The sequence below is a fragment of the Phenylobacterium sp. genome (assembly GCF_035569475.1).
GTDB lineage: Bacteria > Pseudomonadota > Alphaproteobacteria > Caulobacterales > Caulobacteraceae > Phenylobacterium.
The window spans coordinates 1-11,107 of the sequence record NZ_DATMNA010000112.1 but is presented as its reverse complement, the minus strand read 5'-3'; the positions used below and the strand labels follow the sequence as shown (position 1 = coordinate 11,107).

Below are 11,107 nucleotides of genomic sequence, written 5' to 3'. Positions count from 1 at the left end.
CGCGCTTCCGCCGCTCGTCCAGCTTTCGGACGCCCTCAACTTCCTTCATCCCAACCATATGAATTACCATCAACTCCTTGCCCGCATCCGCGATCTGCTCGCGGAACGCCGATCCATTGACTTCGCCCCAGACGATGTCGCCGCCCTCGATCCTGGCGCGGTACGTAGCTGCCACCTCGGATGCGCGCGCGAGACTTGCCTGAACGCAGACCGGCACGTTCGCCGGTTGGTTGAGCAGCCTGACTAACATCGCCTCGGCGGCCCGGATCATAGCGCGGCTGGTGTCTCCTAACTCGGTCTTCAGTTCCGCGTTGCCGCTGAGGCCTCCCGGCTGCGTGATCTTCAGCTTCTTCTCCGCCTCCTCGAAATCGAGACTGGCCCTCAGGATGGCCCCTAGTCTGGCGTTGGCGGCGCGGTCTTCGGCCTCGATCTGCATCTTGTCTTGCTGCCGGGATTTCTGGCTCGCGATTAGCGCCGCCGCGATGATTGCCGAGACCGTCCCTACCGCCTGCACCCACGCGGCGGTCCCGCTTCCGAACAGGCCCTTGGGGTCAGCTTCTGCGGCCAGTCCGATGAGCGCGGACCCGAAGAGCGCCACGAAGATGAGAAGCCAGAGCGATGGCAGACGCGCCCAGAGAACGCGCGGGCGGATGCTCAGCCTGAACTCGCCATCATCGCGTGGATAGCCCGAGCCGTCGTGAAGCCGAACCAAGCTCAGCAGCGCCACGGCGAAGGCAATCGCGCCAATCACGACAACCAGCCCGACGGTCGCCCCGAAGTCGATCTGGGTCCAGGACCAGGGTGGAGGCGCGGTCGGCGATGCCGCCTGGAGCTGGATGCTCATGGATGCTCCCCTACGGGCCGACGCGCGAGCCCGAGGATAGCTTCTCACGGCCACGCTTCGGGGTGAAGCACGCCGCCGCGAACGTCGGTGCCGAGCGCCAGGCCGACGACCGGCGCGTTCATCGCCAACTCACCCCGCCGTGGCTAAGCTCTGCCGCGCGCGGGGGAGCCAGTCGATGTTCAAGACCCTTTCGACCATCCGGTCGGACGCTCGGGCCTATCGCGAGTGGTTCGAGTTCGTCGGGCGCACGCTGGCCAGCGGCCCGGCCCGAAGCACGCGCGACCTCGCCACGATGTTCTGCACCAGCGGTGAGCCGCTCGACGGCAAGCCGACCACGGCGGAGGATTTCCCGGCGGTCGTCGGTGCCCTGACCCCTTCGTTGGTTGCGTTTCAGGGCTGCAAGCTGATCTCCGGCGAGATGGAGGCGCGCTTCACCAAGAGCCTCCGGGTTCCCGTGCCGGAGCGGGTCGCCCACCTGACCGCTCGCGGGACGCGGGTCCTCGACTGGCCGGGCTGGCGCGTCGAGTTCCTGTTCCAGCGATATCAGGTGGCCCAGGCCCTTCGGCGACTATGGAAGCCGTTCGCGGGCGCGGTTGGTGTAGCGGGCGTGTTTGCCACGCTGCTCAAGCTCGTGCTGATGTGGAACACCGAGCAGGCCGCGATTGCCGGGGCGCTGGCGGGCGTCGCCGCCCTGGCGAGCCACCTCCTGTCCGCCCGCCCTTAAATCTACCGCCGGGCTGGGATTTCCGCGCCCAGGAGGCCGCGGGAGCGCCGCGAGGCAGTCCGGGTAGCCCTCGGGGCCGGTTCGGGCCTGTAGGGCCGCCCCAGGAGTCGCGGCGGGCAGTTGCCGCGCGCAGATCGGGGGCGTGCCGGGGGGGGCGTAGCCGGGCGCGAACTTGAAGTGTAGCGTAGCCTTAGGATCGCGCGGTGGACGGGGGTCACATGCGTAGGGCGGGCTGGTTTCGGCTCTGGCTTCTGCTGACAGTCCTGGGCGTCCCGGCGGCCGCGATCTGGGGCGAGGTCCGGGATGATCGTGTCTGGCAACGCCTCGACGAGGCCACCATGAACCGCTGCGTCGACGTGGAGCTTTCACGCCCTGATCACCCGGACGCTGTCGTGTGCGCGCGGCGGGCCGGGGCCTACAAGGCGAACTTCCAGCGCGAAGGGACGACACTGCTCCGCTACTGGTCCCTGCGGCTCGGGGTCATGTTCGTGGGAGATCTCATCATCACCGGCCTGGTCGTCGCGTTTGTCCTCGCGATCCGTTGGGTGGTCAGGGGCTTCCGCGCGACAGGCGGCTAGTGCAGCGGCTCGCCCGATCCCGGTCCCGGTCCCGGTCCCGGCCCCCACGCCTCGAGGAATTCGGTTACAGGATATCCAATCCCCAAAGTTTCCCTTCGCCACTGATCCAGCGTGCTCCAGCGTCCGGCCGCCTCAAGGACGAGCCGCTACGCGGTCGGCTACGCGCCGCTCCGCCGATCCCCCGGGACCGACCGGAGGTCGGCCCGAGGGCAGGCCAAGACCCGGCCGGACGCCGGAGCTTTGGGCTTGGCATGGGCTTAAGGGCGGGTGTGGCGTACGGCCTGGCTTGACCGCGGGCCTGGCCGGCCCATGCTGATCGCCTGGGGGATGGGTGGCGGACGAAGCGAAGCTTGGCACGGATTGGACGGACGAAGAGCTCGACCTGATCGTCGGCGACTACTTCGCCATGCTCGCGGCCGAGCAGGCCGGGCGGCCTTACGTGAAGTCGCATCACGGCGCGCGGTTGATGGCGCAGATCGGGCGCACGCACCGGTCGGTCGAGTTCAAGCACATGAACATCTCGGCCGTGCTGGAGGAGCTCGGGCGGCCGACGATCCGCGGCTACAAGCCGAAGATGAACTATCAGCGCTCGATCCTGCAGGCGATCGAACGCCATCTGCTTCAGCCGGAGGCCGGCTGGTCGCCTGAGCCCGCCAGTGGGTTTGCCGAACCGCTGTCGCTGTTCCTTGAGCCGGCGCCGCCGCTGATGCCGCCCAAGACGAGGCCGGCGGAACTGGAGCGCCTGGTGCGCAAGTTCGACCCGGGCGAGCGGGATTTCCGCAACCGCGCCTTGGGCAAGGCGGGCGAGGAGGCGGTGTTCCACTTCGAGCGTCATCGGCTGGAAGGCGAGGTCAGGCCGGATCTGGCGCGCAAGGTGCGGTGGGTGGCGCAGGAGGACGGCGACGGCGCGGGATACGACATCCACTCGTTCGATCCGGACGGACGCGAGCGGCTGATCGAGGTGAAGACCACCTTGGGCGGTCGCACGACGCCCTTCTATCTGACCCGCAACGAGAACTCGCTGGCTGAAGAGCGCTTGGACGCATTCCGATTGCTGCGGGTCTATTCCTTCGCGCGGGAAGCGCGGATGTTCGAGATCAGGCCGCCGTTGGCGGAGGCGGTGAGGTTGTCGCCGCACACGTACCAGGCGTCGTTCGCTTAGCGCGTCGGGCTTAGCATGGGTTTATGGGCCGGTATGGCGGGGTGGACTCGGCGGGTGAAACCCCCTCCGTCGGCTTTGCCGACTCCTCCCCCTGACCGCGCTTCGCGCTGGGGGAGGATCTAGCGGGGGTAATTGGGGGACAGGATCGTCTGTCCCCGTCGCTGAGTTTGCCTAGGCCTTCACGGCTTTGCGGAGGATCTCGTTGACGCGGCTTTGCCAGCCGGGGCCGGATTGGCGCAGGCGGTCGAGGATGTCGCCGTCGAGGCGCAGGGTGACCTGGCGCTTGGGGTTGTCGAGCCTGGGGCGGCCGCGTCGGGTGAGGGCGCCGTCAGCGGGGCGCAGCACGCGGTCGCCTTCGCGCAACTCGGCGCGGTCGAAGAAGTCGTCGGTCAGTTCAGGGGCGTCGTCGGGATCAATCCAGACGGGCGCGCCATCGTTTGCGTTCTTTCGCATTGCACTTCCTCATCGAGATGATGCGGCGGCCGCCGTCGCGCAGAGTCCAAACCACGACCACCATGGCGCGGTTCAACCGGCCGACAGCGATCCAGCGCGTCTCGCCGTAGTCCTGCCGGTCGTCTTCCATTTGGAAGTGCTTTCCGGCGAAGAGCTTGGGCGCATCCTCGAAGTCGAGGTTCCTTTGTTTAAGCGTCTCGGCCCGTTTGGCCGGGTCGTAGGTGATGAGCACTCAAGGCGCCTCCGCTGGGTCTAGGTGTCGGTCGGGTCATGTCCATATCCTTCGTCCTGGAGGCGCCTTACGCGCCTGGCGTCCGACGGCTTGAGTGCTGCCGGTGCGTTTTTGTAACGACAACAAATGAATCGAGCAAGAAAAAACGTAGCTACGGAAATTACAACTACATCATCGTCGGCGGGCAAATGTTCTCTGTTTGTGCTGCTTGAAGCAAGCCTGTTATGAGTGGCTTCGAATTGGGGGGATCACCTGTCGCCGTCGCGCGAAATCGAGGTTGGTTTGGCGGGGTGGACTCGGGGGGTGCAACCCCCTCCGTCGGCTTCGCCGACACCTCCCCCTGATCGCGCTTCGCGCTGGGGGAGGATCTAGCGGGGGTAATTGGGGGACAGGAACGCCTGTCCCCTTCACCTCAAACGAAAGCGCCGCCGGCCATGGCCGGCGGCGCTCGCGTTCGTGGATCGTTCGTTAGGTCAGGCTGCGGTAAGCGCCATAGCGTTTTTGCGGCGCGCCATCCGCAGTCCGCCGCCGACCATGCCAAGCCCACCGAGCATCATCGCCCAGGTTGCGGGCTCCGGAATGGCCACCGCGCTGCCAGTGACACCGCGAAATTGAGAACCTCCCTGGTACTCGGCGCCATTCGCCCCACCATAGGCGCTCAAGCTGAGGGCGTCGCTGCCGCCCAGGGACAATGAGTTCGCAAAGGTAATATAGAGCGCATGGGGTCCGAGGTTGATGGCAAAATATTCGCCACCTCCATCATAGATTCCGGTCGTGCAATTGTTGCAGCTCGCAGAACCGGAAAGGTCAATGTCGGAAGCGACGACTGCATGCGTGGTGGCGTCCCACGAGAACGTTCCAGACAGGTTCGCGAATTGGTCGCCCGAGTACGCGGCATCAGAGGAAAAAGTATACGGGATGACCACGTCGGCCCGCGCGCTCGACGTTAAGCCCATGCCAACAACGGCGCTGAGCGCAGCTATCCCGACGGTAAGTCCTCGCATCATTCTCATGTTTCGCCCCTGACGTGTGCAAATGCCACCATGAGTAGCCTATGGGAAAGCTTAACTGAAGTTAAGAGGCGGCGTCGTGGAAATTAATTTCGGTTAATTTCGGGGGACAGGAACACCTGTCCCCTTCGCCTGGCAGGCCCATGGACTCGGCGGGTGCGACCCCCTCCGCCGGCTTCGCCGACACCTCCCCCTGATCGCGCTTCGCGCTGGGGGAGGATCTTCAGATGTTCCGCTTTTGTTCTTGATTTCGCGAGTGGGTTATGAGAGGGTTTGGCCGGCCCTCCTGCGCCCTTGACGGCGCTTGCGCGGGCTGCGGGCCTTGGCGGGAAATTCAGCGATGGCGGATGGGGAGCGCTCCGAGGCGGGGCGGTTTGTGGGGGTTTGCGAGCTGACGGCGGAGGCGGCGTCGGCGATCTGTGGGCGGGTGGCGGCCGGCGAGAGCCTGATGGCGCTGGGGCGCGATCCGGCGATGCCGCACCGCACGACGCTCCGGCGGTGGGCGGAGCGGGACCCGGACTTCCGCGCGCGGCTGGGGGCGGCGATGCGCGAGGCGCGGCTGGCGCGGCGGCTGCGGGACCGCGAGGCGGCGGCGCGGCGGGCGGCGGAGCTTGCGGCGCGGCCTCGGGCGCCGCGGGGCGGGTCGGTGAGCCGCTACAGCCGCGAGCTGGGCGAGGCGATCTGTGCGCGGCTGGCCAATGGCGAGAGCCTGGTGGCGATCGCGCGCGATGCGGACATGCCGTGCTGCGGCACGGTCTATGGCTGGCTGCACCGGCACGCGGAGTTCGCCGACCTCTACGCCCAGGCGCGGCAGGCGCAGGCCGACTACTATTTCGACGAGGCGCGCGAGGTGGCGCTGGGCTCTACCCACGCGACGGTGTGGTCCGACCGGCTGCGGTTCGATGTGATCCGCTGGCAGACCGCGCGGGTGGCGCCGAAGAAGTACTGTGAGCGGCTGGTGGTGGAGGCGGAGGTCGCCGCGCTACGGGCCGAGGCGGCGAAGGCCGAGGGCGAGGCCAAGGCCGCGTCGAACCGGCTGATCATCGATGTCGTCCGCTTCCAGCGGGCCCCGAACGGCAAGGTGCTGGCGGCCCCGCCCCGCAACGCGGCGGAGGAGGCCGACTGGGTCGAGGCCTACGGCCGGCCCTACGACGGGGCGCGGTAGGCGCGGGGGCCATTGACCCCTGACCTTCGCGCCCGTCTGGAGGCGGGAAGGGCTCCAGAGATAGGCGACGACCTGTTACGCGAACGCCGCCTGGGCGAGGCCCATCATCTGCTCGAAGTTCTTCGAGTAGAACAGCTCGCGGTCGGCCTCCGACAGGTCCCCGAAGGTCCGTTCGAACCGGCCGATGGGGTCGTTGGTCCCCTCCGGATGCGGATAGTCGCTGGAGAACATGTAGAGGTCCGCGCCGGAGTCGCGGATCAGATAGCCCGCGTCCTCTCCCGGGAACGGCGTGAATTTCACATGCCGGCGAATGATCTCGGAGGGCTTGGCCGACAGCGCCTGCAGGTAGGGATCGGTGCGCCCGAAGCTGCGGGCGCCCATGTCCATCTGGCGCAAGAACCCGGGCACCCAATAGGCGCCGTACTCGATGACGCCGCCGCGCAGCTCCGGGATGCGGTCGAAGACACCGTCATAGACGAGCGCGGCCAGGAACATCTCCGCCGAATGCGGCAGCACGACGTAGTCCTTGAACCGCAGGTTCTCGCCGCCGCCGTGGAGGTCCGGCGAGGGCGCGCGGCCGTTGTTGAGGTAGGCCGGCGGCAGCACCCGCGACCCCGCGCCGATGTGCAGGACGAACGGAATGTTCCTGGCGGCCAGCAAGGCCCAGAAGGGATCCAGCTCCGGGTGGCCGGGCGAGCGTTCGCCCCCCGGCGTGGAAGGCGTCCAGACCGCGCCGCAGCCCAGGCGGATGGCTTCCTGCGCCTCCTCGACGGCGCGGGCCGGATCGTCCAGCGGCACATAGGCCACGCCGATCAGGCGCTCATCCTTGCAGAAATCCGCCATGGCGCGGTTGGCGGCGCGGGTTCCGGCGTAGACGACGTCGATGTCCGACGAGGTGCGGAACGGCCGCAACGCCGAGGTGGGGAACACCAGTTGGCTGGCGAAACCCAGCTCGTCCAGCGCGCGGGCTCGCTCGGCCGGGTCGCAGGCGCCGAAAGCCAGGCGGCCTTTCGGCCCGGCGATCAAGCCCTCGATCACCTTTTCCTTGGGCGCCACGACCGGCGGCCGCGTGGACGGCGGGTCGCGCCGCAGCAGCCGATCCTTCATCGCGCCTTCGGCGAAGGGGACCAGCCAGTCGGCCGGCTCCATCAGATGGCTGTCGGCGTCGTGGTAGACCCGCCCCTGAGCATAAGGCATCCGACGTCCTCCCGCGCGTGGCCTGGACCCGATGGCCCGACGCCACACTATCTCCTGCGATCAGCCGTGCTTACAAACGGTTTTTGGGCCGGCGCCTGATCCTGTTTCGCGCTGGAGGAGGATCTTGGGGCGGCGCCTAGGAGGCCTGGGCCAGGCCGGTGGACGGGCCGGGCGCGGGGCGGGCGGGCGCGCCTTCGAGGCGGCGGTCGATGGCGCGGACGACCATGGCGGCGGCCCATTTGTGGGCGGTGAACATGTCGGCCGCCAGGGCGCCGGCGAGGGGCACGGCGCTGACCGTGGTGCGCAGGAAGAGGAGCGCCGCGGCGCCCAGGAGGGCCGAGGGCGGCGCCCCGGCGCGCGCGCCCTGCACCAGGATGAAGCCGCCGGCGAGGGTGGAGTAGAGCTCGCCAACCCCCGGCACCCAGCTCAGCACGCCGTCGATCCCGAGGCTGAAGGGGCCCAGGCGCACGATGCTGTCGGACATGCGGCCGACGAAGGCCACGCTGTCGCTGATCGCGCGCAGCTCCGTATCGCTCTTCATGGTCGTCTCCATATGAGGTGTCCGGGGCATGGCGTCAGGGGTGGGGCTCGGCGGCGCCCGGGGCGGTCTCGCCGCCGGCTTCGGCCTGGGCGGTCGCGGCGCGGTAGGCCTCGCGCCGGCGGCTCATGGCCGCCGAGACGCTGTCGGCCGCGCGGCGGACGCCCTCGTAGACCTTGTCGTCCAAGTCGGCCATCCGGCGGCTGAACGGGGATTCGGGCCCGATGCTCTCGGTGATCTTGCGGCCGAGCGCACTGAGCTCTTCCTGCAGGCGGCGGTTGGCGGCGTCGAACTCGCCGGCCGCCGGGCCGCGTTCGCCGAGGCTCACCCGCACGGCCTGGGCGATGAAGCCCGAGCGGGTCATGCCGCGCGCCTCGGCGGCGGCGTCCAGCCGCTGCACCAGCCGCTCGCCGAGCGAGATGTTCACCCGGATGGGCGGATCGTCGACGGAGACGTCGATGGGGATGGCCAGCACGCCCGGGGGGGCCGCGATCTCCTCCAGCGGCGTGGGCGTCGGCCAGGCCTCGCCGGCGCCGGCCATGGCGTCCAGGCCGCGGGTCAGGGCGGCGCGGGCGTTGACCAGCAGCTCGCCGAGGTCGCGGCCCTCGGCTTCGCAGTCCGGCAGGTCGGGAAACCGGGCGCGGTAGCCGCTCGAGGCCGAGCCGCTCACCAGGGCGACAAACAGAACGATGCTCATTTTTGCGGATCCCAGGGCGATGACCGTCCGGGACAAGATTGTGTAGTTTTGCGCAAAAACAAGCGTCGCCGCGAAAATCGGGGCGGCCCGCGCCCAGGGGCCCGAGGCGAGGGCCGCCTGCGACAGATCGCCCTCGGCGGGGCAGCCGGCTCTATTGGCCGTCGGCCTCGATCGCCGTGCGGTGCGGCGAGGCCGCGTGGAACTGGCCGACGAAACGGCCATCCTGCCAGACGTCGCAGCCGGTGGGGAACTGGCCGCCGAGCGCGCGGCGCATGGCCGCCTCGTCGCCGAACAGCATCATCTGGACGGGAGCCGCCGCTTCGCCCCCGGGCGACAGGCGGTAGAACTGGTACGCGGGCATCGACACTCCTACGCCCGGTGAGGTGGCAGAGTTCCCGCGGAATTCAAAGGGCCGGCGCTTTCGAGAGCCGTGGTCCGGAACTCGCCTGAGGCGCGAGCCGCATTGCGACTTCCGGTTAACCAAATAACGTCGTTGGACTTCCAGGACAGACGCCCATGGCCTTCGCCGCGGGGCTGCGCCGGGGGAGGTCCTTGGGGGACTCCATGAACAGATTGCCCAGGCTTTTGCTTGGCCTCGCCGCCGCGGGCGCGATGTCGGCCGCCGGCGCGGCCCACGCCCTGACCATCACCGTCACGCCGTCGCTCGCGCCCAACGCGTTCGGATCGCCGTCCTATGCGCCGTGGGTCACCAACGCCGTCAACGCGCTCTACACCGGCCAAACCAGCGCGGGGACGCCGGGAACGCCCAGCTACTATCAGGCGCAGAGCAACGTGCAGGCGTCGGACCTGGTGGTCACCAACTTCAGCGCCTGGATGGGGCAGGCGGAGCCGGGCGGGGCCTTCGCCGGCGAGCTGGGCAACCGGGGCCACTTCGGCCTGTCGATCCTGGGCGACGGCCAGCAGTTCTCGATCAGCGAGCTGTCGTTCAACGCGGTTTCGACCGACGCCGGCGACGCGCTGGGGTTCAGCTTCGCGACCGGCGGCTACGACTACTCCAACAGCTACGTGGGCGTGCTGGCCGGGGCCGACGGGATCGTGGGGACCGGCGACGACGTCTTCATCACCAGCGGGCCGAACACCCAGTTGGTCGACGCCCTGTTCGGCCGCGGGTCGGGCAATGCGCTGGAGGGCCTGTGCACAGGCTGCACCCAGGCGCAGGAGCAGGCGGCCATCGACGCCGCGGCCGCCTCGTTCGGGACCCAGCCGTTCCAGTTCACCGGCACCTACCAGCTCCACGGCGTGACCGGCGGGCTGCTGGCCCAGGGGTCGGGGACCTTTGACGTGGGCGTTCCGGAGCCCAGTGCCTGGGCCCTGACGATCGCCGGGTTTGGCCTCGCGGGCGTAGCGCTCCGCCGCCGCAGGGTGCTCGCCATGGGCTGACGCCGCGTTCCGGCGGGCGCTCCTGGCGCGGGCGTCCACGCCCGGCCGCGGCGCCCGCCGATCGGCGGAACGACCGTGGCCTTGAGGCGCTTATGGCGGGCGGCTGGGAGGTCACGGATGCTGCTGGAACCGGGATCGACCTGCTGGCGGCGGGACACGTCGGACCGCGCGGCGCTGCTGATCGACATGGCGGACTATTTCGACGCGGCCATGGAGGCCATGTCCCAGGCGCGGCGGTCCATCCACCTGCTGAACTGGGCCTTCGAGCCCGACACCCTGTTCCACCCGCAACCCGGCTGCACGGGGCCGCAGAGCGACCGGATCGCCACCTTCCTGACGCGCCTGGCGCGGGAGGCGTCGGGCCTGGACGTGCGCATCCTCTGCTGGAAATCGGCCGCGCCGGTGGCGGCCACCCAGCGGTGGTTCCCGATCGCCGACCGCTGGGAGTTCAAGGACAGCAACGTCAAGTTCGTGCTCGACGGCAAGCTGCCCGTGGGGGCCAGCCACCATCAGAAGATCATCGTGGTCGACGACGCCATCGGCTTCTGCGGCGGGGGCGACATCGGCCCCGACCGCTGGGACACGGCACAGCACCTGGACGACGACCCGCGCCGGGCGAAGACCAAGCGGCGGGCCACCAAGAGGGGCCACCCCAACGACTTCGACAGCCGCCATGAGGTGATGGGCGTCGTGGAGGGCGCGCCGGCGCGGGCGCTGGGCGCCCTGTTCCGCGACCGCTGGGCGAGGTGCACGGGCGAGGTCCTGCCCGAGCCCGCGACCGTCCTCAAGCCGGCCTGGCCCAAGGGTGTCGCCGCCCAGTTCAGAAACGTCGAGGTGGGCCTTTCGCGCACCATCGGCGCCTGGCGGCGCTATCCGGAGGTGCGCGAGGTCGAGGCGCTGCACCTGGCCGCCATCCGCGAGGCGGAGCGCTGCATCTACATGGAGAACCAATACTTCACCTCGCCGCTGATCGCCGGCGCCCTGGCCGCGCGCCTGGCCGAGCCGGACGGGCCGGAGGTGGTGCTGATCGGCACCGAGCATTCCCCCAGCTATTTCGACCAGCTCACCATGGACGGCACCCGGGTGAAGTTCATCGAGCGGCTGAA

General features: G+C 69.1%; 12 protein-coding genes and 2 pseudogenes. 6 read left to right on the top strand and 8 right to left on the bottom strand.

Translation table 11 applies throughout. From position 1 onward, the window contains the following. Positions 1-844: hypothetical protein (locus VNW53_RS18325; protein WP_325557370.1), on the bottom strand; the 844-nt coding region annotated here is incomplete at its 3' end. Positions 845-1,019: 175 nt separating this feature from the next. On the opposite strand from VNW53_RS18325, the gene VNW53_RS18320 reads away from it, so the two are divergent. From VNW53_RS18320 to VNW53_RS18310, 3 genes are all read left to right on the top strand, one after another. After that, complete coding sequence (locus VNW53_RS18320; protein WP_325557369.1) at positions 1,020-1,568, top strand: hypothetical protein; 549 nt, start codon at positions 1,020-1,022, stop codon at positions 1,566-1,568. Positions 1,569-1,786: 218 nt separating this feature from the next. Further along, positions 1,787-2,146, top strand: coding sequence for a hypothetical protein (locus tag VNW53_RS18315; protein WP_325557367.1), 360 nt, complete (start codon positions 1,787-1,789; stop codon positions 2,144-2,146). Between the two features lie 331 nt (positions 2,147-2,477). Further along, a complete protein-coding gene (locus VNW53_RS18310) occupies positions 2,478-3,308 on the top strand; it encodes a DUF3883 domain-containing protein (RefSeq protein WP_325557365.1) in 831 nt (276 codons plus the stop codon). Positions 3,309-3,479: 171 nt separating this feature from the next. Here the strand turns inward: VNW53_RS18310 and VNW53_RS18305 are convergent, their stop codons facing one another. The 3 genes and pseudogenes from VNW53_RS18305 to VNW53_RS19920 form a co-directional block, all read right to left on the bottom strand. Beyond that, entirely contained in the window at positions 3,480-3,761 is a 282-nt protein-coding gene (locus tag VNW53_RS18305; protein WP_325557364.1) for a BrnA antitoxin family protein, read from the bottom strand. Beyond that, positions 3,721-3,993, bottom strand: a complete 273-nt coding sequence (locus VNW53_RS18300) for a BrnT family toxin (RefSeq protein ID WP_325557362.1) — start codon at positions 3,991-3,993, stop codon at positions 3,721-3,723. Before VNW53_RS18300 ends, VNW53_RS18305 begins: the two co-directional genes overlap by 41 nt. A gap of 473 nt (positions 3,994-4,466) precedes the next feature. After that, positions 4,467-4,586 (bottom strand): annotated as a pseudogene (locus VNW53_RS19920) (PEPxxWA-CTERM sorting domain-containing protein); the annotation flags it as partial. A 757-nt stretch (positions 4,587-5,343) separates the two neighbouring features. Here VNW53_RS19920 and VNW53_RS18290 point away from each other — a divergent pair. Continuing rightward, positions 5,344-6,168, top strand: coding sequence for a hypothetical protein (locus VNW53_RS18290; protein ID WP_325557359.1), 825 nt, complete (start codon positions 5,344-5,346; stop codon positions 6,166-6,168). 75 nt (positions 6,169-6,243) lie between these two features. On the opposite strand, the gene VNW53_RS18285 is transcribed toward VNW53_RS18290, so the two are convergent. The 4 genes from VNW53_RS18285 to VNW53_RS18270 all read right to left on the bottom strand — a co-directional run bounded on the left by VNW53_RS18285 (position 6,244) and on the right by VNW53_RS18270 (position 8,961). Next, positions 6,244-7,365: an amidohydrolase family protein gene (locus tag VNW53_RS18285; protein WP_325557358.1), complete on the bottom strand. Its 1,122-nt coding sequence runs from the start codon at positions 7,363-7,365 to the stop codon at positions 6,244-6,246. 136 nt (positions 7,366-7,501) lie between these two features. Further along, positions 7,502-7,906 (bottom strand): DUF4112 domain-containing protein, encoded by a 405-nt coding sequence (locus VNW53_RS18280; RefSeq protein ID WP_325557356.1) that lies wholly within the window; start codon positions 7,904-7,906, stop codon positions 7,502-7,504. Between the two features lie 34 nt (positions 7,907-7,940). After that, positions 7,941-8,600 carry a type II toxin-antitoxin system HicB family antitoxin gene (locus VNW53_RS18275; protein WP_325557355.1) on the bottom strand — a complete coding sequence of 220 codons (660 nt, stop codon included), beginning with the start codon at positions 8,598-8,600 and terminating at the stop codon, positions 7,941-7,943. 151 nt (positions 8,601-8,751) lie between these two features. Further along, positions 8,752-8,961 (bottom strand): hypothetical protein, encoded by a 210-nt coding sequence (locus tag VNW53_RS18270; RefSeq protein WP_325557353.1) that lies wholly within the window; start codon positions 8,959-8,961, stop codon positions 8,752-8,754. A gap of 203 nt (positions 8,962-9,164) precedes the next feature. Between VNW53_RS18270 and VNW53_RS18265 the strand changes: the two genes are divergently transcribed. Both VNW53_RS18265 and VNW53_RS18260 read left to right on the top strand, forming a co-directional pair. After that, a complete protein-coding gene (locus VNW53_RS18265; RefSeq protein WP_325557352.1) occupies positions 9,165-10,001 on the top strand; it encodes a PEPxxWA-CTERM sorting domain-containing protein in 837 nt (278 codons plus the stop codon). 117 nt (positions 10,002-10,118) lie between these two features. After that, positions 10,119-11,107: pseudogene (locus tag VNW53_RS18260) on the top strand (phospholipase); the annotation flags it as partial.

What these genes read in the sequence shown, in the direction of transcription:
- VNW53_RS18320 (WP_325557369.1), top strand. Translation starts at nt 1,020, where the DNA reads ATGTTCAAGACCCTTTCGACCATCCGGTCGGACGCTCGGGCCTATCGC.
- VNW53_RS18315 (WP_325557367.1), top strand. Translation starts at nt 1,787, where the DNA reads ATGCGTAGGGCGGGCTGGTTTCGGCTCTGGCTTCTGCTGACAGTCCTG.
- VNW53_RS18305 (WP_325557364.1), bottom strand. Translation starts at nt 3,761, where the DNA reads ATGCGAAAGAACGCAAACGATGGCGCGCCCGTCTGGATTGATCCCGAC.
- VNW53_RS18290 (WP_325557359.1), top strand. Translation starts at nt 5,344, where the DNA reads ATGGCGGATGGGGAGCGCTCCGAGGCGGGGCGGTTTGTGGGGGTTTGC.
- VNW53_RS18285 (WP_325557358.1), bottom strand. Translation starts at nt 7,365, where the DNA reads ATGCCTTATGCTCAGGGGCGGGTCTACCACGACGCCGACAGCCATCTG.
- VNW53_RS18280 (WP_325557356.1), bottom strand. Translation starts at nt 7,906, where the DNA reads ATGAAGAGCGATACGGAGCTGCGCGCGATCAGCGACAGCGTGGCCTTC.
- VNW53_RS18275 (WP_325557355.1), bottom strand. Translation starts at nt 8,600, where the DNA reads ATGAGCATCGTTCTGTTTGTCGCCCTGGTGAGCGGCTCGGCCTCGAGC.
- VNW53_RS18270 (WP_325557353.1), bottom strand. Translation starts at nt 8,961, where the DNA reads ATGCCCGCGTACCAGTTCTACCGCCTGTCGCCCGGGGGCGAAGCGGCG.
- VNW53_RS18265 (WP_325557352.1), top strand. Translation starts at nt 9,165, where the DNA reads ATGAACAGATTGCCCAGGCTTTTGCTTGGCCTCGCCGCCGCGGGCGCG.